At 62.7% G+C, this 24,785-nt stretch carries 24 protein-coding genes and 1 pseudogene; 13 read left to right on the plus strand and 12 right to left on the minus strand.

Translation table 11 applies throughout. The features are described from left to right. Positions 1 to 96: 96 nt before the first annotated feature. Entirely contained in the window at positions 97 to 2,145 is a 2,049-nt protein-coding gene (locus NKH71_RS04175; protein ID WP_352791386.1) for a hypothetical protein, read from the plus strand. A 34-nt stretch (positions 2,146 to 2,179) separates the two neighbouring features. Here NKH71_RS04175 and mntR read toward each other — a convergent pair whose 3' ends face one another. Further along, positions 2,180 to 2,635, minus strand: a complete 456-nt coding sequence (mntR, locus tag NKH71_RS04180; RefSeq protein WP_023678308.1) for a manganese-binding transcriptional regulator MntR — start codon at positions 2,633 to 2,635, stop codon at positions 2,180 to 2,182. A gap of 233 nt (positions 2,636 to 2,868) precedes the next feature. Between mntR and NKH71_RS04185 the strand changes: the two genes are divergently transcribed. Next, the gene (locus tag NKH71_RS04185; protein ID WP_352483177.1) at positions 2,869 to 4,236 is read left to right on the plus strand and encodes an Nramp family divalent metal transporter; all 1,368 of its coding nucleotides are present in this window, start codon (positions 2,869 to 2,871) and stop codon (positions 4,234 to 4,236) included. Positions 4,237 to 4,387: 151 nt separating this feature from the next. Then, complete coding sequence (locus NKH71_RS04190) at positions 4,388 to 5,041, plus strand: dihydrofolate reductase family protein (RefSeq protein ID WP_352494935.1); 654 nt, start codon at positions 4,388 to 4,390, stop codon at positions 5,039 to 5,041. 55 nt (positions 5,042 to 5,096) lie between these two features. Here NKH71_RS04190 and NKH71_RS04195 read toward each other — a convergent pair whose 3' ends face one another. Beyond that, positions 5,097 to 5,966, minus strand: a complete 870-nt coding sequence (locus tag NKH71_RS04195; protein WP_023719355.1) for a LysR family transcriptional regulator — start codon at positions 5,964 to 5,966, stop codon at positions 5,097 to 5,099. 92 nt (positions 5,967 to 6,058) lie between these two features. Here NKH71_RS04195 and NKH71_RS04200 point away from each other — a divergent pair, with 92 nt between their 5' ends. Then, positions 6,059 to 6,658 carry a LysE family translocator gene (locus NKH71_RS04200; RefSeq protein WP_352494934.1) on the plus strand — a complete coding sequence of 200 codons (600 nt, stop codon included), beginning with the start codon at positions 6,059 to 6,061 and terminating at the stop codon, positions 6,656 to 6,658. Positions 6,659 to 6,669: 11 nt separating this feature from the next. Here NKH71_RS04200 and NKH71_RS04205 read toward each other — a convergent pair whose 3' ends face one another. After that, positions 6,670 to 7,461: an SDR family NAD(P)-dependent oxidoreductase gene (locus tag NKH71_RS04205; protein ID WP_352791388.1), complete on the minus strand. Its 792-nt coding sequence runs from the start codon at positions 7,459 to 7,461 to the stop codon at positions 6,670 to 6,672. A gap of 196 nt (positions 7,462 to 7,657) precedes the next feature. Between NKH71_RS04205 and NKH71_RS04210 the strand changes: the two genes are divergently transcribed. Beyond that, positions 7,658 to 8,116, plus strand: coding sequence for a MarR family winged helix-turn-helix transcriptional regulator (locus tag NKH71_RS04210; RefSeq protein ID WP_352791390.1), 459 nt, complete (start codon positions 7,658 to 7,660; stop codon positions 8,114 to 8,116). Between the two features lie 38 nt (positions 8,117 to 8,154). Here NKH71_RS04210 and NKH71_RS04215 read toward each other — a convergent pair whose 3' ends face one another. Then, positions 8,155 to 9,333 (minus strand): MFS transporter, encoded by a 1,179-nt coding sequence (locus tag NKH71_RS04215; protein ID WP_352894527.1) that lies wholly within the window; start codon positions 9,331 to 9,333, stop codon positions 8,155 to 8,157. A 182-nt stretch (positions 9,334 to 9,515) separates the two neighbouring features. Between NKH71_RS04215 and NKH71_RS04220 the strand changes: the two genes are divergently transcribed. Together NKH71_RS04220 and NKH71_RS04225 are read left to right on the plus strand one after the other, a co-directional pair. Further along, on the plus strand, positions 9,516 to 9,872 hold the full coding sequence (locus NKH71_RS04220; RefSeq protein ID WP_352791392.1) for an ArsR/SmtB family transcription factor: 357 nt from the start codon (positions 9,516 to 9,518) through the stop codon (positions 9,870 to 9,872). 90 nt (positions 9,873 to 9,962) lie between these two features. Beyond that, complete coding sequence (locus NKH71_RS04225; RefSeq protein WP_352791394.1) at positions 9,963 to 10,709, plus strand: metallophosphoesterase family protein; 747 nt, start codon at positions 9,963 to 9,965, stop codon at positions 10,707 to 10,709. An 80-nt stretch (positions 10,710 to 10,789) separates the two neighbouring features. On the opposite strand, the gene NKH71_RS04230 is transcribed toward NKH71_RS04225, so the two are convergent. Next, complete coding sequence (locus tag NKH71_RS04230) at positions 10,790 to 13,198, minus strand: DNA/RNA non-specific endonuclease (RefSeq protein WP_352894530.1); 2,409 nt, start codon at positions 13,196 to 13,198, stop codon at positions 10,790 to 10,792. A 258-nt stretch (positions 13,199 to 13,456) separates the two neighbouring features. Between NKH71_RS04230 and NKH71_RS04235 the strand changes: the two genes are divergently transcribed. After that, on the plus strand, positions 13,457 to 14,326 hold the full coding sequence (locus NKH71_RS04235) for an SH3 domain-containing protein (protein WP_352791398.1): 870 nt from the start codon (positions 13,457 to 13,459) through the stop codon (positions 14,324 to 14,326). Positions 14,327 to 14,725: 399 nt separating this feature from the next. After that, the gene (carB, locus tag NKH71_RS04240) at positions 14,726 to 18,229 is read left to right on the plus strand and encodes a carbamoyl-phosphate synthase large subunit (RefSeq protein WP_352639953.1); all 3,504 of its coding nucleotides are present in this window, start codon (positions 14,726 to 14,728) and stop codon (positions 18,227 to 18,229) included. Position 18,230: 1 nt separating this feature from the next. On the opposite strand, the gene NKH71_RS04245 is transcribed toward carB, so the two are convergent. The 6 genes and pseudogenes from NKH71_RS04245 to NKH71_RS04265 all read right to left on the minus strand — a co-directional run bounded on the left by NKH71_RS04245 (position 18,231) and on the right by NKH71_RS04265 (position 22,427). After that, complete coding sequence (locus NKH71_RS04245; protein WP_352639954.1) at positions 18,231 to 19,394, minus strand: branched-chain amino acid ABC transporter substrate-binding protein; 1,164 nt, start codon at positions 19,392 to 19,394, stop codon at positions 18,231 to 18,233. Between the two features lie 257 nt (positions 19,395 to 19,651). Further along, positions 19,652 to 19,891: pseudogene (locus NKH71_RS33380) on the minus strand (Rid family hydrolase); the annotation flags it as partial. A 45-nt stretch (positions 19,892 to 19,936) separates the two neighbouring features. Then, positions 19,937 to 20,401, minus strand: a complete 465-nt coding sequence (locus NKH71_RS04250; RefSeq protein WP_352483164.1) for a hypothetical protein — start codon at positions 20,399 to 20,401, stop codon at positions 19,937 to 19,939. Further along, on the minus strand, positions 20,402 to 20,785 hold the full coding sequence (locus NKH71_RS04255; RefSeq protein WP_352483163.1) for a DUF6152 family protein: 384 nt from the start codon (positions 20,783 to 20,785) through the stop codon (positions 20,402 to 20,404). Between the two features lie 315 nt (positions 20,786 to 21,100). After that, a complete protein-coding gene (locus tag NKH71_RS04260) occupies positions 21,101 to 21,613 on the minus strand; it encodes a GNAT family N-acetyltransferase (RefSeq protein ID WP_352639955.1) in 513 nt (170 codons plus the stop codon). Then, positions 21,606 to 22,427 (minus strand): transglycosylase SLT domain-containing protein, encoded by an 822-nt coding sequence (locus NKH71_RS04265; protein ID WP_352791402.1) that lies wholly within the window; start codon positions 22,425 to 22,427, stop codon positions 21,606 to 21,608. The genes NKH71_RS04260 and NKH71_RS04265 overlap by 8 nt, the downstream gene beginning before the upstream one ends. Before the next feature lie 163 nt (positions 22,428 to 22,590). Between NKH71_RS04265 and NKH71_RS04270 the strand changes: the two genes are divergently transcribed. Next, a complete protein-coding gene (locus tag NKH71_RS04270; protein WP_352791404.1) occupies positions 22,591 to 23,160 on the plus strand; it encodes a methylated-DNA--[protein]-cysteine S-methyltransferase in 570 nt (189 codons plus the stop codon). Between the two features lie 47 nt (positions 23,161 to 23,207). Here the strand turns inward: NKH71_RS04270 and NKH71_RS04275 are convergent, their stop codons facing one another. Further along, entirely contained in the window at positions 23,208 to 23,534 is a 327-nt protein-coding gene (locus NKH71_RS04275; protein WP_023719370.1) for a hypothetical protein, read from the minus strand. 300 nt (positions 23,535 to 23,834) lie between these two features. Here NKH71_RS04275 and NKH71_RS04280 point away from each other — a divergent pair, with 300 nt between their 5' ends. From NKH71_RS04280 to NKH71_RS04290, 3 genes are all read left to right on the plus strand, one after another. After that, the gene (locus NKH71_RS04280) at positions 23,835 to 24,047 is read left to right on the plus strand and encodes a cold-shock protein (protein ID WP_023678332.1); all 213 of its coding nucleotides are present in this window, start codon (positions 23,835 to 23,837) and stop codon (positions 24,045 to 24,047) included. 277 nt (positions 24,048 to 24,324) lie between these two features. After that, entirely contained in the window at positions 24,325 to 24,525 is a 201-nt protein-coding gene (locus NKH71_RS04285) for a hypothetical protein (RefSeq protein ID WP_352495012.1), read from the plus strand. Then, positions 24,522 to 24,776, plus strand: coding sequence for a type II toxin-antitoxin system RelE family toxin (locus tag NKH71_RS04290; protein WP_352791406.1), 255 nt, complete (start codon positions 24,522 to 24,524; stop codon positions 24,774 to 24,776). The genes NKH71_RS04285 and NKH71_RS04290 overlap by 4 nt, the downstream gene beginning before the upstream one ends. Positions 24,777 to 24,785 lie beyond the last annotated feature (9 nt).

Consider the following 24,785-nt stretch of genomic DNA (forward strand, 5'->3'; position numbering starts at 1 on the left):
AATAAGCAATGCCGGCTGACGCGGGTCTGCTCTGGCTTAGACGTCGCAAGGTCTGTAGCATCCACCGTGGCTGTGGAAGCGAGGGGGCGCTTGCGGATGATCGGGCGGGTTCTGTTGCTGTTTGCGGCATTGTCTTGCCTAGGCCCCGTGCCGGCCAGCGCCGTCACTCTCGATTCCAGTGTCGCAATCACCGATCCCGAGACCTTGCAGGCGCTCGAGCGCGGCGGGCTATCGATCAGCCGTCTGCTTGGGCCAGCGCTCGGACTGACACGCGACGTCGACAATCGCGGGCTGTTTTCGGTGCGCGCGCTGAGCCCGGTCCGCAACGCCGTCAAACAGCAGATCGTAGACGAACCAAGGAACAGCCCCGACTCCTATGTAACCGCTCTGGCAAACTCGAAAGACATCACCCAGAAGTTCAATCCGAAATACATCGACGACGACGGTTCGACGCTGGACCTGACCGGCATCGTCAATCGCATGGATCGCGGCTATCTCGGCCACACCGAATGCGGCGAGATCAGGCTGATCTACCGCTTCCACTATTCGGTCGAGGAGAAGCCTGGGCAACGCATCTCGTCGCGCCTGCCGCTGACCCTGAGCCTGGTCTTCAACGCCATACCGGCTTCGGCACAGATTCGCGCCTCGAAGGACCGTCCGCGCTCGGCTAACGGTTCCTGCGCGGACGTGGCGAAGCGCTGGCTTGTCGCCGGGCAGAAGAATCTGGAGCCGGATCAACTGGCGGCCTGGCTGCGCTCGGAAGAAGGCCCGCTTTCCAGCGCGATGTTGAATTCTTCGCAGATCATGCGGCTCGAGCTCAACATGCAGGTCGTGCGCCTATCGGCTTCGAGCCGGCGCGATTTCGGCGGCCACGCTGAGTATCTGTTGAAGATATTCAAGTGGGACCCGGCCAAAGCCATTTTCCAGGAAGCGAAAATGGAGAACCAGATCGACCGCAAGCTGGTGCTGGCCGACAGGCAAACCTTCGAAAGATGGCTGCTCACCGACCGCAACATCTATGATCTCGACCGTGGCCGCCTGGTGATCGACGAAAAATTCCTCGCGACCACCGCGGTTTCGGTGGCACCCGGCGGTATGAGCCGGTCGCAAAACAATTTGGCTTTTGGGCTGCTCGACGACGATGCTATCGACAAAGCGCTCAAGGACTATGTCGCAAAGGGCAATACGCTTCGCACCGTCAAATCGGTGGCCGGCTTCAATCTGCGCCTTAACGAGATGACCTGCACCGGCTGTCACCAGACGCACGGCATCGCCGGGTTCCATTACACCGGCGCCGACCCGGCCAGCGAACCGCGCCGCAACGCGGTGTTCGTGCCGGGCTCGGCTGTGTTTTTTGCCGACCTGCCGCGCCGCCGCGCCATTGTCGAGTCGTTCGCCGCTGGTAGACACCCGGATTTCAGCCGCGGCTTTGCCGGCCGTCAGGAGGCAAAATACGCCGAAGCGCTGAAAGGCACCGATCTCTACAATGGATGGGGCTCGACCTGCTATCGCGGCACCGACCCAAGTTTCGTAAACTGGACCTGCGACAAAGGCCTGCGTTGCGCCGGGGTCCACGAGAGCGCCATCCATCCGGGCTTTGGTACCTGCGTCAGCGAGGCCGGCACCGCGGTCGGCGATCCGGTGGAGTTCGGCGAGATCAGGATGTCGAAATGGGGCAACGACCAATATTGCCGTCTGTCACCGGCAACCGCGAAGGCCTGCGCCATCGACCCGGCCAGGGACAGAAAACCGCCGATAAAGCTCGCCGGCTATGGCGCGGCGCGCCAGCGTTACGATAATCCCGAGCAGAAGACTGGCGGCTTTCCCGGCGGCATGCTGCGCAAGGCGACCTGCGAAAAGCTGCCCGACGAGGCAAGCTGCGGCCGCCTCGCCAAGACCGGCTTCAACGACTGCGTAGGCTCCGGCAAGGACCACAAATTCTGCACCAGGGAATTCACCAAGACCGCTGGCCTGCGTGCGTGCGACAAGGCCCATCCCTGCCGCGAGGACTATATCTGCACCGCCGGTTTTGACGATCTGCCGGAAGCAAAGCCCGGCAAGGGCACTTGCATCCCACCCTATTTCATCTTCCAGTTTCGCGTCGATGGTCACCCGCGCAACTGGGTGCAGGATACGAATGAGTGAGCAGGTCAGTCGCACTGCATATCACTTCGATCAATCAGCGGGCGGCGATTATTGCCTTGCGAAAGGCTTCGAGCGTCTCGGCGCTGACATGGTGCTCGATGCCTTCGGCGTCGATCCGCGCCGTCTCGGCGCTGACGCCGAGCGAGCGCAGGAAAGCCTCGACCGTCTGGTGGCGAATGCGGCTCTCTTCCGCAACCTTGCGGCCGGCATCGGTCAGGAACACGCCGCGATAGGGTTTCCGGGAGACCAGCCCGTCGGCGCACAGCCGCGTCAGCATTTTCGCCACCGTCGGCTGGGCGACGCCGAGCCGTGCCGCGATGTCGACCTGGCGCGCCTCGTTGCCGTCCTCGATCAGGTCGGCGATGAGCTCGACATAATCCTCGACCAGCGCGCTGCGGCGCGCTTCACGCGTCTGCCGGAACCCTTCCGAGTGGATTTCTGCGTCAGGCAGCGGTTTTTCGCGAGGAACCGGTCTTTTCTTCAGCGCCAATACGCGCTCCTCCCGGCAGTTTGAATCGGCATTGCAGTCATAACACGGAACCTTGGTTCTGGCCGTTTATTTCCATTCGGTGGCCGGCGCAACCGGCGTTCACTGCCGTTCCGGTCGCACCGTCAAGCGGCCATACGAAAAAGCACGAACAATGAAATATAGCATATTGCATAATGTTCAGCCGTGGCATAGATAAGGAGACAACATCGATCGTTCCAGTGGAAAGCCATTTCATGTCGGAAGCCGAAGCCACCTCAGCCCCCCGATCCATGTGGCGATTTGCCCGCCCGGAAGACGACGAGCAGCCCAGCCTTCGCGAAGTCAACGCAACGATCGCGGTGCCGCACTCGGGGATATGGCTTCGCCGGCTGTTCGCCTTCGTGGGGCCGGGCTACATGGTTTCGGTCGGCTACATGGATCCGGGCAATTGGGCGACCGACCTCGCCGGCGGTGCCCAGTTCGGTTACACGCTGCTATTCATTATCATGTTGTCGAACCTGATGGCGATCCTGCTGCAGGCGCTCGCCGCCCGGCTCGGCATCGCCACCGGCCGTGACCTTGCGCAGGCGTGCCGCGCCTATTACCCGCGGCCGGTCAATTTCATGCTGTGGGTCGCTTGCGAACTGGCCATCATAGCGTGCGACCTGGCCGAGGTCATTGGCACGGCGATCGCCTTGCAACTGCTGTTCGGGATTCCGCTGATCGGCGGCGCCATCATCACCGCGCTCGATGCCTTCCTGCTGTTGTTGCTGATGAACAAGGGCTTCCGTTTCCTCGAGGCCTTCATCATAGCGCTTTTGATTATCATCTTCGGCTGCTTCGCCATTCAGATCTTTGCCGCCGCGCCGCCGGTCGGCTCCATCCTGCACGCCATGTTCGTGCCGTCGTCCGAGATCGTCACCAATCCGGCGATGCTTTACATTGCCATCGGCATCATCGGCGCCACGGTGATGCCGCACAATCTCTATTTGCACTCCTCGATCGTGCAGACCCGCGCCTACGAGCGCACCGATCGCGGCAAGCGCGACGCCATCAAATGGGCGACGACCGACTCGACCATCGCGCTGATACTGGCGCTGTTCGTCAATGCTTCCATCCTGATCGTGTCGGCGGTGGCGTTCCACGGCACCGGTCATCATGACGTCGCCGAGATCGGCCAGGCCTTCGAGCTGCTGTCGCCGCTACTCGGCCTCGGCATTGCTTCCATTCTGTTTGCCGTGGCGCTGCTTGCCTCCGGCCTGAACTCGACGGTGACGGCGACGCTGGCCGGCCAGATCGTGATGGAAGGCTTCTTGCGGCTGCGCATCCCGCAATGGGCGCGCCGCCTGCTGACGCGCGGCATCGCCATCATCCCGGTGGTGGTCGTCACCGCCCTCTATGGCGAGAAGGGCACCGGCCAGTTGCTGGTCTTCAGCCAGGTGATCCTGTCGATGCAGCTTCCCTTCGCGGTCGTCCCGCTGGTGCAGTTCGTCTCGGACAAGCGCAAAATGGGCAATTTCGCCATTTCCCGCGCCGTCGCCGTGCTGGCCTGGGTGGTTGCCGCCCTCATCCTGGTGCTCAACTTCAAGCTGCTCTACGATACGGTCGTCGGTCTGGGCTGAGCGTCTGCTCCAAACTGACGCAACTAAGGTCGGCAGTCATCCGCCCTTCCAGCCCTGGAAATTTGCCGGCCGCTGTCGGACAAATGTCCGTTCGCCCGTCCTTGGCTCGAAGTCCGGCCATGACGGCACGGATCAGGGAAAGGGAGCTCCAATGAGGAAGATCATCGCCGCAACATTCGTCAGCCTCGACGGCGTCATGCAAGCGCCCGGCGGCCCGCACGAGGACCCGGTCGGCGGCTTCAAGTTCGGCGGCTGGACGTTCCACTACTGGGACGATGTGATGGGCGCCGCCATGGGCGAGACGTTTTCAAAACCGTTCGCGCTGCTTCTCGGCCGCAAAACCTACGACATCTTCGCCGCCCACTGGCCTTATCAGAAGAATGACCCGATCGCCGACAGCTTCAACGCCGTCACCAAATATGTGGCGACGCACAGGCCAGATACGCTGTCCTGGCAAAACAGCCAGCCGCTCGGCAGCGACGTCGTGGCGACATTGCGCCGGATGAAGCAGGAGGACGGCCCGGACCTGCTCATTCAGGGATCGAGCGAACTGATCCAGACCTTGCTCGCCAATGACCTGATCGACGAGATCAGCCTGCTGATTTTCCCGCTGGTGCTGGGCAAGGGCAAAAAACTGTTCGGCAGCGGCACAATACCTGCCGCCTTCAAGCTGACCCGCTCGCAGGCATCGACCACCGGTGTCATCATGGCGAGCTATGAACGCTCCGGCGAGATCAAGACCGGGTCCTTTGCCACGGAGCAGCCGTCCGAAGCCGAGATCGAGCGGCGCAAGAACTGGAAATAGAGGCTGCCGAGGCGATCAAGGACGGCTGAACACTGGCCGTCCTTTTTGCTGTTTTCTAAGCCGCCTCCCGTCGCCGTGCCAACCCATCGCGGAGATGGCCTGCGAACGCCAGTGCAGCCGGCGCAAGGCCGTGCTTCGGCAAATGCAGATTGATCGAAAAATTCGGCAATGACGGCAGTTCCGGATCGTTGGCCAAAATATCAAGGTCGGCAGGCACGGTCGATGCCAACCAGGTGGTGACGGCCAAGTCCGAACGCACCGTCGCTGTCGTCGCGTCGATGCTGCCGTTTTCGAATACGGTGCGCCATTCCAGCCCGTGCTCGTTAAGCGCCTCCAGCACCACCGGGCGGAACGCACAGGTCTCGGCCACCATCGAAACCGGCAAGGGGCGCTTGCTGCGAGCCCCGCCGCCTTTGGCGCCGACCCAAACCAGCCGGTCGACAACAAGGCATTCGCCGGCCGACCGACCGATCGGCTCCTCGATCACCGCGAGCTCTATCGTGCCGGCCGCCAAGGCCGCAGCCAACTCCGGCGACGAAGCACAGATCAGCGAAATCTCGACCTGCGGATACGCCTCGGCATAGGCCTTGAGCACCGGCGCAAGCAAGGTGCCGACAAGGTCATACGGCACGCCAAGCCGCACCTGACCGGCAACCGCATCGCCCGCCATCTCCGCCAGGATCTCGTCATTGAGGGAAAGCAGGCGCTTGCCCTTGCCGAATAATCGCTCGCCGGATCGGGTCAACCGCAATCCACGCCGGTCGCGCTCGAACAGCCTGCAGCCGAGAACCTCTTCCAAACGCTTGATCTGCTGGCTGACGGCACCTTGCGTCAAATGCAGCGCATTCGCTGCTGCCGTCATGCTGGCCTTATCGGCAACGGTGACGAAGGTTCGGATCAAGGCGGTATCGAGATTGCGAGCCATCTGACTATTATGCTTCTTAATAGCGACCATCGCAAACATTGCATTTACTGATGAGCCAAAAGACCTACCGTGCAGGCTTCAAAGGAAGCAGCATGCTTGAAACCGTCCTTCCCCTCGTGCTGTTCGCGCTGGTCTCAACCTCAACGCCCGGCATGGCCACGACCTTGTCGACGGCGTCCGGCGCGCAGTTCGGCTTTCGCCGCTCTATACCGCTGATGGCCGGAAGTGCGGCCGGCCTGGCCACGGTGGCTGCGGCAGGTGCTGCCGGGCTCGCCGGTCTGCTGGCCGCCGCCCCTTCTTTGCAACTGGCAATGAAAATAGCCGGCACCCTCTATCTGGTATGGCTTGCCCTCAAGATCGGCCGCAGCGGCCCGCCCAATCTGAACGTGACCATGGCAAAGCCGAACAGCTTTTTGGGCGGCGCCGGCCTGCAATGGATGAACCCAAAGGGCTGGGCCATGGGGCTGGGAGCGGCGGCATCTTTTGCCGCGCTCGCCAGCGGGCCACTGCAGCTCGCCTTGCTGCTCGGCACGGTCTTCGGCCTTGCCGCGGCGCTATCGCTGGCGGCGTGGTGCGTGGCGGGCACGCTGCTCGCCCGGTTGCTGCGAACCGAGCGGCAGTGGCGCATCCTCAACGCCGTGCTTGGCTTGCTGCTGGCCGCCTCGATCATTCCGATGTGGCGGACAGCGTAAGACCAGTTATTTCAGGCAGCGTAGCGTGCCGCCGGCTTGCCGGCCAGCAGGCTACCGAAGAAGCCTTGTCGGACGCCAAGAAAGGCATCCACCCCGGCAACGTCGGCAAGACCCGGTGCCGTGAACGCTTCACCCTTGGCCAGGCCGGCAAGCGCGGCATCGACCAGATCGTCCGCACTCATGACAATCTCTTGGGGCACATTGGCAATATCGCTTCCGGCGACTTCCCAGAACTCGGTCCGCGTGGCCCCCGGCAGCACGACCTGTACGGCTACACTGCTGTCGGCGACTTCCCGCTGCAGGGCCTCGGTGAAGTTGACGACATAGGCCTTGGTGCCGCTATAGATGCCGCCGAACGAGGTGTCGAAGGCCAGCACCGAGGCGATGTTGACGATGGCGCCGCGGTTGCGCGCCAATAGTCCCTGCAGCACCGCGCGCGTCAGCCGGGTCAGCGCCACCACATTGACCTTGATCATGCGCTCGGCGACATCGGCGTCGGCCGTTGCCACCACCTGCGCGCCGCCAAGGCCGGCATTGTTGACCAGCAGCGTCACGCTGTCGTCGGTTGATATCGCCTGTTCGACCCGTCGCAGATCGGCGTCGTCGGCCAGGTCGGCGCTGATGACGCTGACCTTGATGCCATACGCGTAGCGGAGCCTCTCCGCCAATTCCTCCAGCCGGTCGGCGCGCCGCGCCACCAGCACCAGATCATACCCTTGGCCGGCGAGCCGGTCGGCATAGACCGCCCCGATGCCGGAAGAGGCGCCGGTGACGACCGCCGTGCCTTTGTCCTGATTGCTCATTGTCTTGTTCCTTCTGGTTCGATCCCAAATGCCGGTGCCGCAGCGCAACACCCTTGCTTCGACTGGCAGATCGATTAATGGCATATGCCACTATCGATACGTAGGCATATGCCACCATCTTGTCAATCCGCGGAGCAAGGACTATTTCTGGTTTGCATCGAGGGTCCCTTCCGGTCCCCTCATCGGAAATCCGCCAATGTCCCAAACCACCCTGCCCGGCCTGGTGTTTTGCAACAACGCCATGCTACGCCGCGCAACGCGGAAACTCGGCCAGTTCTATGACGATGTGCTCGCGCCCTCCGGCATTAAGGCTACGCAGCAGGGCCTGCTCTATCAAATCCACGTCGGCAATGAACCGACCATGGGTGCCATTGCCGCAGCCCTCGTCATGGACCTGTCGGCCCTCGGTCATACGCTGAAGCCGCTGATCCGGGACGGTTATGTCGAGGCCTTCGCCGACCCTGCCGACCGCCGCATCAGGCGCGTCAGGCTGACGCCGCAAGGCCGGACCAAGCTCGAAGAAGCCCTGAAGTTGTGGCAAGTCGCCCAGCAGCGCTTCGAGGAGATGTTTGGAAAAGAGCAGGCGGCAAGCCTGCGAGTGGCACTGGACGAAATCGCCGCGCTGGATTTTGACGCACCGCCGGCCGCGACTTGAATTGTCGGCGGCCGGCAGCCAAGCTTTGCTAACAAGCCTTATTCGGCCGGCATCGCCACCGGTCGCGCCGCCAGGTAGCCCGCCAGCACCACGCCCAAACCAATGATCGGGAATGCCGCCGCGACCACGCCGAGGTCGGCCGGTGCGCCATAGCGCAGCACCGCGGCGCCGACCACGGCACCCAGTGCGACGCCGAGATAGAGTGACGAAGCGTTCAGCGACAGCACGATGGGCGCGGCATCGGGCGCCAGCTTGATGATGCGGCTGGCTTGCGCCGGCGGGAATGCCCAGCCGACGATGCCCCACGGCACCATCATGGCCATCAGTGCCGGCCCGGCGATCTCGCGCGGCAGGAATGTCGGGATCAGCGAAAACGTGACCAGCATGGCGGCACTCAGCGCCAGCGACCAGCAGACGGTGCGCGTCGCGCCGAAACGGTCGGCGGCCTGCCCACCGCCGATATTGCCGATGACCGCGCCGACGCCGAAGGCGAGCAGCATTCCGGGTAGCGCGATCGGGCTCAGGCCGCCGCCTTCGATGGCGAGCGGCGCGACAAAGGCAAAGACAGTGAAGGCGCCGATCAGTGCCAGGATCGTCGTCACCAGGATGGGCATGACGCCGGGGCGAAGTGCCGCTGCCAATCGCATCCGGAGCGGCAGCCTGGTGCCGACGATGCCGCGCGGCAGCCGGTACCACAGGATCGCGCCGGCGAGCGCGCCAAGGCCGGCAATGGCAAAGAAGGTGCCGCGCCAGCCGGCAACCGTCGCAACAAGCGCGCCAAGCGGCGCGCCGACCGCCACCGCAACCGTGGTGCCGCCGACGACCACGGCAATGGCGCGGGCGCGGTGATGATCGTCGACAAGCGCAACGGCCGTTCCCTGCGCGGTCGCCGCGAACAGGCCTGACGACAGCGCCATGACGATGCGCGCGATCAACAGCAATTCGAAGGAGGAACTCAGCGCCGCGGCGACGTTGCCCAACACGAAGAACACCAGCGTCCACAGGATGACGCGGCGCCGGTCCCATTCGCCAGTCAGCGTTGCCAGGATCGGCGTGCCGATCGCATAGGCGAGCGCAAACGCCGTGATCAGCGTGCCGGCGAGCGGAACGGAGATGGCGGCATCCTTTGCAATGTCGGGCAAAAGGCTGGAGATGACGAAACCTTCGGTCGAAATCGTGAATGATCCGAGCGCAAGCCAGATGAGGCGCTTATCCATGGCAATTTCCTTAGTTCAAAGGTTATTGAACAATTGGACATAACAGGGCATGATGTCAATGAGCTTGTGCAGACTAATCGAACCCTACTGACAGCCCTGTGTCAGGACAGGCCCGAATACCACCAGAACCGCGAAGGATCAGATGCGTTGAAATCGGCCCCGAATGTGCTTAATTCCTGGTCATGACCTTGCCCCATCCCACCGCCGACCAGATCGGCCTGCCGAACGTGCTTGCCGTGCTCGGCGACCCGACGCGACTGGCCATCGTGCGCTATCTCGCGAGCAAGGAGGGCGTGCCGCTGAATTGCAGCCGGTTCCTCGACCTCTGCTCGAAGACCAATCTGAGCTACCATTTGGCCAAGCTGCGTGAGGCCGGCGTTACCCGCACCGAGGCGGTTGGCACCAGCCGGCTGATCACGCTGCGCCGTGACGATCTCGACCGCCGCTTCCCGGGCCTGCTCGACAGCGTGATTGCCGCGGCCGGCGACGATGCATCGTTGCCGGCGGTCGGCGGCCATGAGATCGAAGTCCGCGCCTAGAGCGACCCCGAAGCTGCATTCCGCTCTCGCCCGCTTCGCGAGGTGAGGAAGATAATTGTCCTCCAGCCATTCCAACAAACGGAGCCTGCCATGCGCATTGCCGTCCTCGCCGACATCCACGGCAATGTCCTGGCGCTCGACGCCGTGCTCGACGATCTGCGGCGACACGGCGGCGCCGACCTCATCGTCAATCTCGGCGATTGCGTTTCCGGCCCTCTCTGGCCGCGCGAGACCATGGAGCGGCTCGAGGCGCTCGAGCTGCCGACGGTGCGCGGCAACCACGACCGCCGCGTTGCCTACGACACCGGCGACGAGACCATGTGGCCTTCCGACCGCTACGCGCATGAACGGCTGACGGCAGCCCAGCGCGAGGCGCTGTTCGCGCTGCCCGTCACGCTGGAGGTGGCGCCCGGCGTACTCGCCTTCCACGCCCGGCCCGACCACGACGAAAAATACCTGGCTGACGCGATAGTCGACGGCCGACTGGTGCGCGCGCCGCTGACCACCATCGAGCGGCGGCTCGGCGCGATCGATCCCGCCTGCCGCGTCATGCTTTGCGGCCACAGCCATCGTAGCGAGCTGGTCCGCATTCCCGGCGGTCCGGTCATTTTCAATCCAGGCAGCATCGGTTGCCCGGCCTATCACGACGATACGCCGCCGGCGCATGTCTCCGAACAAGGCTCGCCGCACGCCCGCTACGGCATCATCGACCTGCATCCCGATCGTTTCGAGGCCATCGCCGTCGACTATGACCACGAGGGGGCGGCGCGTCGGGCCGAGCAGGCTGGACGGCCCGAATGGGCTCACGCGCTGCGCACCGGCTTCATGCCGGGCTGAGCTTGCTCATGCCAGGCTGAACGGATGACCGCCTTCGAGCGGCAGGCAAGCAGCCTCGATGGCCGCGACCGGTCCAATCTTCACTTGTCGGACGCGGATCGCTTCGATCGCCTGGCAGGACGTCGGGTTCTGGCCGCCGAAGTCTTGGCCGCCGAAGTCTTGGCCGATGAAGCCTTTGGCCGTGAGGTCTTGGGCGCCAGTTGCGTTGGGTTGAAAGTCTGTGCAGGAGCCGATTCGGATCCGGCCCGAATGTCGGCGTCGCGCACCTGCTGGCCAAAGTTCAGGCCAGTCAGTTCTTCAATCTCGGCCACCGTCGAAAGGAACTCCGATACCCTGGCAATTTCAAGCGGGTCGTCGAATGCCTCGGCACGCCCACCGAACGCTTCGGGCATCACTTCCAAAACCGGCTTCTGGTCCGCCAGCAGCGCGATGGCGCGCAGGCCAGCTTGATCGGACCACAGCGCGATCTTCCAGAATTTCAGCGGAACATGGCTGTTGAAGCGGTAAGGAGGATCGTCCTCGCGGAACACTGGGCCGGCGAACACCGTGACACGGCCTCGCGTCGTATAGGCGTTGCGCAGCACATAGGTTTCCACCGCGCGCCATCTCAGTTTCCCCTTGGAGCCGGGATGGTCAAGCGAGCTTCCCTGATTGAAGAAGCCGACTTGCGGCGCAGCATTGGGATAGAAAAACGTGTCCCGCTCTGCCGCGACCGCCTCCTGATCCACTCCCCATGCAGGGTCGCCGCGAAGCGTAATATGGCCCTTCTGGAACATTCGAGCTATTCGTTCCTTGGATTTTAGGACGGGAAATCCAGGCACATTCTGGCTCGAATAGAATTCCTGGGTCATCTGCTCGCCAGGGTCGATGCGACGGTCGGGCCGGAAAGCGTCGCTGGCTTCCGCACCGGAAATCGACTCCACTCCCAACTCGACAAGCGACGGGTTGTCGATGACGGTCTTGTCGTCACGATTGACCGCCTTGGTGCGAGATCCATCGATATTGCAGGCGGTGACGAAGGCAAGCCTGCGATCGGCGTTCATCAAGATCGAAAAATGATGATAGCGCAATTCGTGTGGATCCTCGCCCGGTTTGGCAAGAAGGTTCTTGGCCAACCGGTAGGGTGAATTGGCAACCGTCGGCATTGGCAGGACAAAGCCCGGTATGAAGCCGGGTTCATACCCTCCGCGATCGTCGAAATCCTCTGTTTTCCAAGCCGCTGCCTCGGCGATTGCTAACTTTGCGGGTTCGCTTGCCGGGCCTTCGTCGCTTCGTCTCGCATCGCCTCCGTCGCGGTCGATCAAGGGCGCCCGGACATTTATCTCGACGGGAAAAGTCCAGGTGACCGAGCCATCGGCGTTGTGTCTCGTCGCCGGTGGATTGTCATCCGGTTCCGGCCGCTGCACCGGCTTGTCCAGCACATCTTCGCGAATGTCGGCGTTCAGCCGAACTGTCTCGTCCATCATGCGCGGCGTGCCGGCCCAAATCGCCAGAGCTTGCGAAACCGCCGATGCCGAGGAGCCCGGCAGCCTGGACTTTCTAGCGCCCAGATCGTCAACGATGGCGCTGATCCTTATGCCTTCGTTGATCTCGCGCGTCAGCGCATAGCCACCTATGCCCGTCACCTCGTGGAATGGCCCTGCCCAATGGTGCAGGGCAATTGGCTCCCATTCATTGTTGAAAACCGGTGAACCGGACGAACCCTGTTCGGTATCGGCAACATAGTGCAGCACTTGAACCGTTTCGTCGCGGGCCACCAGCCGGTTTTCACGCAGCACCAGTTCCTTGAAGCGGCCATCGGGGTGCTGAACGATGTTGGCGATTTCGCCAAGCATATGCTTGTCGCGCGCATCCGACAGCGAGATAAAACCGAACTCCCCCAGTTCCTTTGGGCCGGAACGCCGCTCGCCGACCCCGATCAGCGTATAGTCCAGACCCTCTATGCTATCGGTCACGAAACAGAATTCAGGATCGAGCAGGAACGTCGTCGGCGTGCGCACGGCATTCGCACCGTCCTGCTCATAATCGAACTGGACCTGGAAGCGCCGGGAATCTGCCGGCGACGAAATCACATGGTTGTTTGTGAGGAACAGCCTTGGCCCGACCAGAAAACCCGATCCTTGTGGATTGCCGTTGAGAAAGGCAACGCGGCCGACCGCATCGGCCACACGGCGCCCACGTTCCAAAAATGCGACCCCGATGAAATCGAGCGTTGGGCCGAGAATTGCTTCCGGTCCTGGCTGTTTGGCGGCGGCCTTTCTCTCCCCGGCAGACCTCATGTCGATTGCAGCCGATATCATCTCCGCTTCGGTGCGGCTGAGCGACGCTTTTACCTGCAACCTGTCGAGCCGCCTGGAGAGGGTCTGTTCGGCGGCCAGCGGATTACCGTTGGCGATGTGACCAAGTGAAGCCTCAATTTCGGCGCGCGTTTTCTTGATACGCTGGCGAACTATGTTTTCCACCTGCGCAAATATTTCAAGGTCGACCATATTGCCCTCCTCAACCTTACTTGAGAGAGTGCATATTTACATGAAATGTGCAATATTTTGCCGGCTTTCAGCTCACGGAAGTGGCTTGCTCCGCGATTCAACACGCGGCACCTTACTCATTTTCGGGCTTACACAGCACCGCCTCGTCGCCTATAAAAACCGGCTGGCGTGCGATGGCGCTTCCGTGCCTGGCCACGCCTTCGCAATGCAACCTACCGCCCATGGCAGATGATTAGGCGCACAGTAACACTCCCGACGATGCTGCTTGCGGTGATTGCCGCTCCGCTGATGCTGGCGGGGTTGCCGGCGAAGGGCCAGGAGCCGGAGCCCATCATCTCGATTGTAACGGGTCTCGCTCCGGGTGATCTCCTGAACGTGCGCGCCACGGCATCGGCCATGGGCAAAATCGAGGCGCGGCTGCCGATTGGTTCGAGCGTCAAAAATCTCGGCTGCGGCGACGTCAGCGGCCATCGGTGGTGCAAGGTTGAAGACATTGACGACCCCAAGCTGAGCGGATGGGCTCCGGCGCGCTACCTCGACCCTATCAATCCCCAGCAAGTGACACCCCAGGCGGCGGCCAATACGGAGAGCCCTGCCTCTCAACCGCTGCCCGATCTGACAACGCGCCTCGGCGCGACCGCTCCCGAAACGGCGCTGAACTCCACTGACGCAATCGGTAGGGTGGCGATCGAGGATGCTTACCGCCTGGCCCTGGCCGCTGGAAACCCCTCGACTGGACAGGTTGATGGATCGGCGCCCGCGGTTGATCCCGTCCAGAATTTCGGCGCGATCAATGCATCGCCTCCGGCCGATGCACAAACCGTTGCACGGCTGCAGCCGCCGGGGACACCGGTCCCTGGTGCCGGCAAGGCGATCCCTTGCGCGCGCTATGTCGGCCAGCCGATGACCAACTGCAAGGCGGCGGTCGTGCACACCGGCGACAAGACCGAGGTGACCGTGACCTGGCCCGATGGCGGCACGCGCGTCATCAGCTTCCAGTCAGGCAAGCCGGCCGGTGCGAATGGGCCCGGCGAATTCCGCTTCACGCGCGAGGGCAGCCTGAACATCATCCGCGTCGGCGTTGCCGAACGCTTCGAGATCACCGACGCGCTGGCGAGCGGAGGATAGAGAGAGTGGACTGGTGTAATTGTAGGAATCAGCGCCGCCCCTCATCGCCCTGCCGGGCACTTCTCCCCGTATAGTGACGGGGAGAAGGGGCTGGCCGCAGCGTCGGCGCCCTTCTTGCAATGCTGGCGAGTGGCGAAATCGTCCATGAGAGCGCCCCTCTCCCCGTCACTATACGGGGAGAGGATGCCGGTAGGCAGGTGAGGGGCAGCACCGGCATCTAAACCTGAAGCGATTGCCCAGCTAGTGGACCCGCACACAAAGCCGCATTTTAGGGGGTTACATCCGGCAAAACTCTTCCCTATAAGGCCCTCCTAGCCTGATACCAGAATCGCGAGCACAACCGGCCGGGTCATCCCGTCCGGCTTTTTGTGCAAGCCGCCCGCCAAACGGACCCTCGACATGCCAAGACGCACCGACATCAAGTCGATCCTGATCATCGGGGCCGGCCCCATCGTCATCGGCCAGGCCTGCGAGTTCGACTATTCCGGCACCCAGGCCTGCAAGGCACTGAAGGAAGAGGGCTTTCGCGTCATCCTGGTCAACTCCAATCCGGCCACCATCATGACCGATCCGGAGCTGGCCGATGCCACCTATATCGAGCCGATCACGCCGGAAGTTGTCGCCAAGATCATCGCCAAGGAGCGGCCCGACGCGCTGCTGCCGACCATGGGCGGCCAGACCGCGCTCAACACCGCTTTGTCGCTGCGCCGCATGGGTGTGCTCGATCGCTACAATGTCGAGATGATCGGCGCCGACGCGCACGCCATCGACAAGGCCGAGGACCGCGCGCTGTTTCGCGAGGCGATGAACAAGATCGGCCTGGAAACGCCGAAGTCGATGCTGGCCAACGCCACCGACGTCAAGAACGCCGACCGCAAGACGCATGAAGCCGAGCGCGCCGCACTGAAGGCCGAGAAGCCCGAAAATCTTGACGCCGCACTCGACGCGCTGGAAACGCGCTGGAACCTCGGCGAGGGCGACCGCAAGCAGCGCTACATCAGCCACGGCATGGCGATCGCAGCACAAGCGCTCGACCATGTCGGCCTGCCCGCCATCATCCGCCCGTCCTTCACCATGGGCGGCACCGGAGGCGGCATCGCCTACAACCGCGCCGAATTCTACGAGATCGTCCAGTCCGGCCTTGACGCCTCGCCGACCACCGAAGTGCTGATCGAGGAGAGCGTGCTCGGCTGGAAGGAGTATGAGATGGAGGTTGTCCGCGACAAGGCTGACAACTGCATCATCATCTGCTCGATCGAGAACATCGACCCGATGGGCGTCCATACCGGCGATTCGATCACCGTCGCCCCGGCCCTGACGCTGACCGACAAAGAATACCAGATGATGCGCAACGCCTCGATCGCGGTGCTGCGCGAGATCGGCGTCGAGACCGGCGGCTCCAACGTGCAGTTCGCCGTCAACCCGGCCGACGGCCGTCTGGTGGTCATCGAGATGAACCCGCGCGTCTCGCGCTCGTCTGCGCTGGCCTCCAAGGCGACAGGCTTCCCGATCGCCAAGATCGCCGCCAAGCTCGCCGTCGGCTACACGCTGGATGAGCTCGAGAACGACATCACCGGCGGCGCGACGCCGGCCTCGTTCGAGCCGAGCATTGACTATGTCGTCACCAAAATCCCGCGCTTTGCCTTCGAGAAATTCCCCGGCGCCGAGCCGGTGCTGACCACCTCGATGAAGTCGGTCGGCGAGGTCATGGCCATCGGCCGCACTTTCCAGGAATCGCTGCAGAAAGCGCTGCGCGGGCTGGAGACCGGCCTGACCGGTCTGGACGAAATCGAGATCCCCGGCATCGGCCATGGCAGCACGGCCGCCAGCCACGTCGACGACCGCAACGCCATTCGCGCCGCTTTGGGCACGCCGACGCCGGACCGGCTGCGCATGGTGGCGCAAGCGATCCGCATGGGCACCTCGCTGGAAGACGTGCACGCAATGTGCAAGATCGACCCGTGGTTCCTCGAACAGATCGCCGGCATTCTCGATATGGAAGCGCGCATCCGCGAGCACGGCATCCCCGAGGACGCCGCCAATCTGCGTATGCTGAAGGCGATGGGTTTTTCCGATGCCCGCCTCGCGTCCCTGGTCAGGAAAGACGTCGAAGAAATCCAGAAGATTCGCGAAAAACTCGACGTGCATCCGGTTTACAAGCGCATCGACACCTGCGCGGCCGAGTTCGCCTCGCCCACCGCTTACATGTATTCGACCTATGAGACGCCGTTCGCCGGCGCGCTCGCCAATGAGGCGCAGGTCTCGTCGCGCAAAAAGGTCGTCATCCTCGGCGGCGGCCCCAACCGCATCGGCCAGGGCATCGAGTTCGACTATTGCTGCTGCCATGCGGCGTTTGCGCTGCGTGACGCCGGCTTCGAGGCGATCATGATCAACTGCAACCCGGAGACCGTCTCGACCGACTACGACACTTCCGACCGGCTCTATTTCGAGCCGCTGACGCCGGAGGACGTTTTGGAAATCCTGCGCGCCGAGCAGGCGGCCGGCGAACTGGTCGGCGTCATCGTCCAGTTCGGCGGCCAGACGCCGCTGAAGCTCGCCGACGCGCTTGAGAAGGCCGGCATCCCGATCCTCGGCACCTCGCCCGACATGATCGATCTCGCCGAAGACCGCGACCGCTTCCAGAAGCTGCTGCACAAGCTCGGCCTCAGCCAGCCGAAGAACGGCATCGCCTATTCGGTCGAGCAGGCCCGCCTCGTCGCCGGCGAGCTCGGCTTCCCGCTGGTGGTGCGCCCGTCCTACGTGCTCGGCGGCCGCGCCATGCAGATCATCCACGACGAGAGCATGCTGCAATCCTATCTGCTCGACACCGTGCCCGGCCTGGTGCCGGAGGACATCAAGCAGAAATACCCCAACGACAAGACCGGCCAGATCAACACGCTGCTCGGCAAGAACCCGCTTTTGTTCGATACCTATCTCTCAGGCGCCATCGAGGTCGACGTCGATTGCCTCTGCGACGGCAAGGCGACCTACGTCTCCGGCATATTGGAGCACATCGAGGAGGCCGGCATCCATTCCGGTGACAGCGCCTGCTCGCTGCCGGTGCATTCGCTGCCCTCGGAGCTCGTCGACGAGCTGGAGCGCCAGACGGCAGCCCTTGCCCGCGCGCTCAATGTCGGCGGGCTGATGAACGTGCAGTACGCGATCAAGGACGGCACCGTCTATGTGCTGGAGGTCAATCCGCGGGCATCGCGCACCGTGCCCTTCGTCGCCAAGACTATCGGGCGGCCTATCGCGAAGATTGCTGCCCGCATCATGGCCGGCGAAAGCCTGGAAGACGCCTTCGCCCATTACGGCGCCATGCCCGACCCACGCAATCCCGGCCACATCGCGGTCAAGGAAGCGGTATTCCCCTTTGCCCGCTTTCCCGGCGTCGACATATTGCTCGGCCCGGAAATGCGCTCGACCGGCGAGGTCATGGGCCTCGACCGCGACTTCGCACTGGCCTTCGCCAAGAGCCAGCTAGGCGCCGGCGTCGACCTGCCGCGCTCCGGCACGCTGTTCGTCTCGGTGCGCGACGAGGACAAGAAAGGCATCCTGCCGGCGGTCAAGCGGCTCGCCGGCCAGGGCTTCAAGGTGCTCGCCACCTCTGGCACCGCCCGCTTCCTCGCCGAAAACGGCGTCGCCGCCGAGAAAATCAACAAGGTTCTGGAAGGCCGCCCGCACATCGAGGACGCCATCCGCAACCGCCAGGTGCAGATCGTCTTCAACACCACGGACGGCCAGAAGGCGGTATCGGATTCGAAATCGCTGCGCCGCGCAACGCTGATGCAGAAAGTGCCGTACTACACGACGCTGTCGGGTGCAGCTGCGGTGGCGGAGGCGATTGCGGCGCTGCGGGCGGGGAGTTTGGAAGTGCGGCCGCTGCAGGAGTATTTTGCGTAAGCTATGGGGATTGGAAATCCATCATGAGTGTGCCGTCTCCCCGCCTTTTCCAGACGTACATTGTTACGTCACGCTGATTTCGATCTCCCTTCGCGTCGAAGGTCAGGTTCCCCAACACGGTCGGAATTGGCTGGCCGGATTTTATAGAAGCCGCAACAGCCCTTGGCGCCTGACCACCTGCCATTTCGATACCCTTGGCCGCCACTTGGACTGCCGCATAGGACTTCAGCGTGTAGTCTGCCGGCTCGAATCCTTGAGAACGAAAGCGCGCGACAACGTCGGCTGCGGCAGGATTGCTCCGGTCCTCGAGCGAAAATGCTATTAGCACGCCTTCCAATGCGGGCCCCGCTTTCCCGGGCAGATCGTGAACTAGAGCTCCATCTCCGGAGATGAACTGAACCTTCAGCCCAGCTTCCTTGGTTTGGCGAACGAGCGGACCAAAATCGTCGGCAAGCCCCGCGAAGAAGAGAACTTCGATCTTCATCGATTTAAGTTTGCTGATGAGGTCTGCAAAATCGCCTTGGCCGGGTTTGATCTTTTTGGCCAGCTTTTCAGGATGCCCCTTTGCTCGCAGCGCTTTTCTTGCCTTGTTCGCTAAGCCATCACCATAGGGCGTACCATCGCTAACGATGGCAAGATTTTGTGCTGAGAAATGATCGGCCATATACTCGCCGGCAAACATCCCCTGAACATCGTCACGACCGACCGTGCGAATGACATTCCAAAGTTTGAATTCGGTAAGAGCGGGATTTGTCGACGCGGGGCTGACCATCAAAGTGTTGTTCTTGGCATAGATCATCGCGGCAGGGACAGAACTGCCTGAGTTGAAATGGCCGATAACAAAGCGAACCCCCTCTTTTGCCAATCTCTTGGCGAGGGCTATCGCGGTGGCTGGTGTATACTGATCATCGAGCACGGTGAGTACTATCTTGCATCCTCGTACCCCGCCCTTGGCATTAATGTCGTCTACTGCAAGTTGAGCGCCCCGCCGCATCTCCTCACCGTCGTACGCCCAATCGCCGGTCATAGGACCGACCACTGCCATGGGAATATCGGCGCATTTTGCAGTGGCGGGTTGAGGCAAAGCCATAAAAGCGACGAACATCGCCAGCGGCAGCCTGATCCATAAAAATGTCTGGTACTTTAGTAGGCTAATCCACAACATCGACGACGGCTTCCTTCACGATTTTGTTCTTTGTTCTCTCCAACTTGCTTGCAGCCTTGCGCATCCTAGTTACAGCTTCCTTCGCCTTGTCGCCGTCAATTGTGTCGCATTTGATCACTTCATTTTCGACAAGCTGAAGCGACGAATTTTTTCGGCAGCTTGTTCATGACTCGCCCTCCCTATCCCCAGATGGATTTGGGGACGACTTTACTTTAAAGACAAGCGGAAATTATCCTGGAAGGGCAGAAGTTGACGCTTCACGCCACCGCCACGCACTCGATCTGGATATCAAACTCCATCGGCCACGAGGCCACCGGCACAAAACTCCGCGCCGGCGAGTTCGTCGAAAAATACTTCGCATAGACGCGGTTGATGGTTTGTAGAAGCCGGAATTGACGGCGTAGATGCGCACCATGACTATGTTTTCCAACGAGGTGCCGGCCGCTTCGAGGCAATGTTTCAGCGCCTTTCAGCCACGCCTCGGTCTGCGTTTCGAGCCACGAACCATCTCGCACGTTGCGAACGCCAGCGCCTCGCTCGCCTCAGCCGAGAAACCCAATAAACCGCCCGGCGAAAAGCACAGACGTCCACAGCATCAGCGAAAGCACAGCCAGCACGGCCGTGCCCCCACCAGCCGGCTCGTCACCGCCTTTTGCGCGGCGCATGAAGACGAGGAAATTGGCGCCGGCGAGGAGGATGAGTGTCATCTTGGTGAGGAAAATCGGCATCGCCGCATACTCGCTCGCCCTGACCGAAAACAGCAGCGAGCCCGTGACAAGCGCACCGCCGAACGCGCCCAATGCGGTGCGGCGCAGCAGCGCCACGAACGCCGCCTGCGGCAGCGACCGGAAGGCGCCCAGAATCCTGAGGTCGATCAGCCAGACGCTGGTCAGCAACGCGCCGATCGACATGATGTGCAGCGCATTGATTATGGGGTAGGCGACGAAGGAGGCCTTCAGCCCCCGCACCAAAGCGAGTTGCTCGATGCCGGCGAAAAACCCGTCCATTCAGGCCGGCGGCACGCGGTCGGGATAGACATCATAGGTCTTGCCGCCGACGATGATGCGGACTGCCTTCATGCGCTTTTCGCTCTCGTCGCGCGAGCGATGGCCGATCGCCGTCACCTCGTCGCTGACCTTGGCAACACCTTCCGTGAAGCCGGCAGCGATCGTGCGGGAGGGCGGAGCCATCTCCACCCGCCAGACCGCGCCCTCGGCGTCGACATCCAGCGTGGCGTGCGGGTTGCCGATATAGATGGCCGTGATCCGGCCCTTGAGTTCGAAAAACCCGTCCTGCGTCCACGACCAGCCATGATGGGCATAGGCTGCGGTGGCGGCGACAAGGATCACCGCCGCGGCCAGCGCGACGCTCCGGTTGAAAGGTGACTGCATCGCTCGTCTCCTCGGTTCCGGCATTAGAGGGTAGGTCAGCGCGCCGCAGCGTCAAATCACATGAGGGCCTTTTGGGCGCTGCGCTCCACAGCCATGGTAACGGCATGGATCCTAGGGTCTGCGCTCCGCGTTCGCTCCGCCCTAGGATGACGAAGCGAGGGGAGGTTTCCAGCCAATCTCCAACGTCCGCGATTGGCCTTATGCACTGTACCTTCGTCATCCTAGGGCGGAGCAGGAGCGAAGCGACGTCGCGGAGACCCTAGGATCCATGCCGTTACCTTCGAGCGTCGGAGCCTCTGCTGAACATCGCCGCACTTACCAAGGCGCTTGCCCCGACCTCTCACCCGCCCAGTCCACCTCGACCATCCCCAGCCGCTCATAAAGCCGCACCGCAGCCGCGTTCTCCACCGTGTTGGTCTTGAGGTCGACATGCGTCGCGCCCCTTGCCTGAAACACCGCGAAGGCGTGCCGCATTAGCGCCTCGGCAATGCCCTTGCCGCGCGCCTCGGGATGGACGGCAAGATCCTTGACGAAAGCCCGCGTCCAGCAGAGCGCGGCACCCGCCAGCCGGCCCTTGCGATCGATGACCAGGAAACACAAAGCCGGGTCGAATTCCGCGTCGCCCGAAATGCGCGGCCACCATTCGTCGAACGGCCCGTCGGCGCCGTCGTCGAACACCGCGGTCAACAGCGTATGCAAAGCGAGTGCATCGGCGGCTTCGAAGGCGCGCATGAAGAAACCTTCCGGCCAGCGCGGCGCCAGAAGCGTGTCGTCGAGGATCTTGCGCAGTCTTATTTCGTTTGGCGCCGGCGGACGCGGCTCAGGCATCGGGCTGCATGCGGCGGCGCAGGCGGTCGCTGCCGAGTCCGGTTTCGCCCAGCATCCCCTTGCGCTTGGCGTCGTAGTAATAGCCGCTCTGGTAGAGCCGGTCGGCGCGCTTGGGGTTGCCGCCTGAGACTAGCCAGGCGCCACGCAGATATTTCACCGCATATTTCAAATTGGTCTCGGCGTCGAACAGGCCGCTTGCCGGTCCATCATAACCCATGCCGCGCGCCGTCGCGTGCTTGATCTGCATCAGCCCCCAATGGCCGCGATTGTAGGCTTTCGGGTTGAAGGTGCTCTCGCGGTTGACGACGCTGCGCACCAGATCGACCGGTACCTGGTAAAGCGCGGAATATTTCTCGATCAGCCGCTCGATCTCGCTGCGGCCGCCGGCGTTCGACTGGCCCTCTGCCAGGTCGGTCGCGGCCAGAGCGGCCGGGTTCTGCGGCACGGTGTAGGAAACCGGCTGAACGCCGGGCATGGCGGCGGTCTGTTCGGTGACCGGCATGGCGACAGCGGCCGTTGCGATGGCTGGCTGGGCATTGGCGGTCATGACGGCGGGCGCAGAAGCCGCCAGCGGCGTCGGCCCGGCAAAGGCGGCGGCCGGCTCGACCGGCAGCGCTGCCGTCTGGGCGAGGCCGGACGGTTCCGGCAGCACCGAAACCGTGTCGGGCAGCGCCAGCGTGAAGCCGGCATCGGTGTTGGCCGTATTTTCCATGAAGGCGGGCGCCGGGGTCACCGGCGAAGTCGAGGTGCAACCGCTGAGAGCGGCCACGGCCAACACCGCCGCAAGGACGGGAAAGAGGAATTTTGCTGGCAAGCGGCGCTCGGGTCCGGTTCGTCGGGTGTTAAGAAAGTCCTTACACCAGCATCTTTCCCCCTGCAATCCGCGGTAGAAGGTGGTTTTCGGGTGGCGAGCCGGGCCGGGAAATGCGATATTGTTCTGGATTTGTACTTCGCAGGATTCCGGAAAGGAGCACGCCATGAATGCCTCTCATGCTACCGCCGGCCACGCGGTCTTCGAAACCGTGCTCGGCTTCATGGGCATCGCCTGGAGCGAGGCCGGGCTGACCCGGCTCTGCCTGCCGCAGCGCAATCGCGACGCGGTGGAGCGCCGGCTGCTGCGCCATGCCGCCGCCGACCAGGCAGCCAAGCCCGAGCCGCAATGGGTTACGGAGCTGATCGCCTCGATCAAGGCCTATGCCGCCGGCGAGGATATCGATTTCTCCGGCGTGCCGGTCGATCTCAGCGGCGTCGACGAGTTCCGCCTGGCGATTTATGACGCGGCGCGAAAGCTCGCCTTCGGCGAAACCACCACCTATGGCGAACTGGCCAAACGCGCTGGCCATGCCGGGCTCGCGCGTGAGACGGGCGCGGCGCTCGGCGCCAACCCGGTGCCGCTGGTCATCCCTTGCCATCGCATCCTTGCCGCCGGTGGCAAGATCGGCGGATTTTCCGCGCCCGGCGGCTCGGCCACCAAGGAAAGGATGTTGGCCATGGAAGGCGTGCGGGTTGGCCCGCCGCCGCCCGCGCAGGTGTCGTTCGGGTTTTAGGTATGTCGATATTCAGGTGAGGCCGACACCCTGCACGCCAACCGCCCCTAATCCGGAAGCAGGCGCCGGCGGAAGCGCCGATCGATCTCCACCCGCTTGCATTTGTAGACGGTGCAGGAATTCGTGTCGGCACTCGGCACCGAGGCCCGCGCCCTGACCTCGCCGATGTCGCAAAATTGCTGGCTCCGCACATAGCGGTCGTAGAGCGCCAGCCCCGGCACGCGCGCCGATCTGTAGCGCAGGATAACCGCACCCTCGCGCGCGATCGTCGCCTGCACCTTGCCGCAGCTCATGCGGGTCGGGTCGTAGCGCGAGACCGCCTGCGCCTCGGCGGCCACCAGCGTCAGGCAAGCGGCAAGCAGAACGATTTTCATGGCCCTCTCCCCCAAAACCCGGTCGCGCCCGAAGCCGGCGCGGTCCTCCCGCGTCAGGCGCGCAACGACGACGCTCTCACGCGATTGGGGCGGCCGTTGGGCAGCGTTGCCGCCGCGCCATTTTCCGCCCCGTCTTGTTTTTCGCGCGAAAGCATATTATATGCGGTCCATTGATATTTCGGCCGATCGATCCGGGCCTCGCGATATTCGCGTTTGCTGACGTTCTATCTCCAAAATCTCGATACAAACCGGCTGGGTTTCGGTCCAGTCAAACTAAAGCAAACGTAAAGGACTATCGAAATGGCAACAGGTACGGTCAAGTGGTTTAATTCCACCAAGGGTTTCGGCTTCATCCAGCCTGACAGCGGCGGCGCGGACGTTTTCGTTCACATCTCCGCAGTCGAGCGCGCTGGACTGTCGACCCTGGTCGAAGGCCAGAAGATCAACTTCGAGATCGAGCAGGACCGCCGCACTGGCAAGTCGTCCGCTGGATCTCTGAGCAAGGCAGCCTGATTTTGCGAATGGTGCGCGCCGGGCGATAGCCCGGGGCGCGCGGCAAGTCACGGATGTACTGGCGGTCGCGCGAGAAGCGCGCCGGAGCGAAAGACCCCGACAAGTCGAAGCAGCAGATTGCTGCCGGCCCGGCCAAAACGCTCCCGATCAGGCTACCAAGCATGGGAAGGCGGGATTTTGTCCCGCCTTTTTGCTGTCTGGATTCCGATGAACCACCGCCTTGGTCCTGTGGGACCACTTTGTGGTGTTTTTACCCCGGTCATGGTACCATCAACCCATGAGCAAGCTTGAACAGATTGAGAAATCCGTCGCCGAACTAAGCCCCGAAGAGCTCAAGGCGTTTGCCGCATGGTTCGAGGCGCTGCAGGCCGACATGTGGGACCAGCAGTTTGAAGGCGATGCCAAGGCCGGCAGGCTGGACAGGCTTGCCGAGCAGGCCTTGGCTGATCATCGGGCCGGCCGGACTCGGCCTCTGTGAAGCATTTTGCCACTCCCTCGTTTTGGGAGGCTTACGCAAAACTGCCCTCGTTGATCAAAGCAAAGGCGAACAGACGTTTCGCCAAACTGAATTCTGAGCCGTTCCACCCGTCGTTGCATTTCAAACAGGTCGGGCGCTGTTGGTCGGCGCGGGTTGATGTCAATTACCGCGCCGTAGCTGTTCGCGACCACGATGACGTGGTCTGGTTCTGGATAGGCACCCATTCGGAATATGATCGCCTGCTGAAATAGCCGCGCGTC

This window comes from Mesorhizobium sp. M0983, assembly GCF_040318975.1.
GTDB lineage: Bacteria > Pseudomonadota > Alphaproteobacteria > Rhizobiales > Rhizobiaceae > Mesorhizobium.

Bases quoted from the DNA above. Each gene is read 5' to 3' on its own strand.
- NKH71_RS04215 (WP_352894527.1), bottom strand. From the start codon at position 9,333: ATGGATAAGCGCCTCATCTGGCTTGCGCTCGGATCATTCACGATTTCG.
- NKH71_RS04280 (WP_023678332.1), top strand. From the start codon at position 23,835: ATGGCAACAGGTACGGTCAAGTGGTTTAATTCCACCAAGGGTTTCGGC.
- carB (WP_352639953.1), top strand. From the start codon at position 14,726: ATGCCAAGACGCACCGACATCAAGTCGATCCTGATCATCGGGGCCGGC.
- NKH71_RS04230 (WP_352894530.1), bottom strand. From the start codon at position 13,198: ATGGTCGACCTTGAAATATTTGCGCAGGTGGAAAACATAGTTCGCCAG.
- NKH71_RS04210 (WP_352791390.1), top strand. From the start codon at position 7,658: ATGTCCCAAACCACCCTGCCCGGCCTGGTGTTTTGCAACAACGCCATG.
- NKH71_RS04245 (WP_352639954.1), bottom strand. From the start codon at position 19,394: ATGTTGTGGATTAGCCTACTAAAGTACCAGACATTTTTATGGATCAGG.
- NKH71_RS04205 (WP_352791388.1), bottom strand. From the start codon at position 7,461: ATGAGCAATCAGGACAAAGGCACGGCGGTCGTCACCGGCGCCTCTTCC.
- NKH71_RS04195 (WP_023719355.1), bottom strand. From the start codon at position 5,966: ATGGCTCGCAATCTCGATACCGCCTTGATCCGAACCTTCGTCACCGTT.
- NKH71_RS04200 (WP_352494934.1), top strand. From the start codon at position 6,059: ATGCTTGAAACCGTCCTTCCCCTCGTGCTGTTCGCGCTGGTCTCAACC.
- NKH71_RS04270 (WP_352791404.1), top strand. From the start codon at position 22,591: ATGAATGCCTCTCATGCTACCGCCGGCCACGCGGTCTTCGAAACCGTG.
- NKH71_RS04175 (WP_352791386.1), top strand. From the start codon at position 97: ATGATCGGGCGGGTTCTGTTGCTGTTTGCGGCATTGTCTTGCCTAGGC.
- NKH71_RS04220 (WP_352791392.1), top strand. From the start codon at position 9,516: ATGACCTTGCCCCATCCCACCGCCGACCAGATCGGCCTGCCGAACGTG.
- NKH71_RS04250 (WP_352483164.1), bottom strand. From the start codon at position 20,401: ATGGACGGGTTTTTCGCCGGCATCGAGCAACTCGCTTTGGTGCGGGGG.
- NKH71_RS04260 (WP_352639955.1), bottom strand. From the start codon at position 21,613: ATGCCTGAGCCGCGTCCGCCGGCGCCAAACGAAATAAGACTGCGCAAG.
- NKH71_RS04285 (WP_352495012.1), top strand. From the start codon at position 24,325: ATGAGCAAGCTTGAACAGATTGAGAAATCCGTCGCCGAACTAAGCCCC.
- NKH71_RS04255 (WP_352483163.1), bottom strand. From the start codon at position 20,785: ATGCAGTCACCTTTCAACCGGAGCGTCGCGCTGGCCGCGGCGGTGATC.
- NKH71_RS04190 (WP_352494935.1), top strand. From the start codon at position 4,388: ATGAGGAAGATCATCGCCGCAACATTCGTCAGCCTCGACGGCGTCATG.
- NKH71_RS04235 (WP_352791398.1), top strand. From the start codon at position 13,457: ATGCTGCTTGCGGTGATTGCCGCTCCGCTGATGCTGGCGGGGTTGCCG.
- NKH71_RS04275 (WP_023719370.1), bottom strand. From the start codon at position 23,534: ATGAAAATCGTTCTGCTTGCCGCTTGCCTGACGCTGGTGGCCGCCGAG.
- NKH71_RS04185 (WP_352483177.1), top strand. From the start codon at position 2,869: ATGTCGGAAGCCGAAGCCACCTCAGCCCCCCGATCCATGTGGCGATTT.
- NKH71_RS04225 (WP_352791394.1), top strand. From the start codon at position 9,963: ATGCGCATTGCCGTCCTCGCCGACATCCACGGCAATGTCCTGGCGCTC.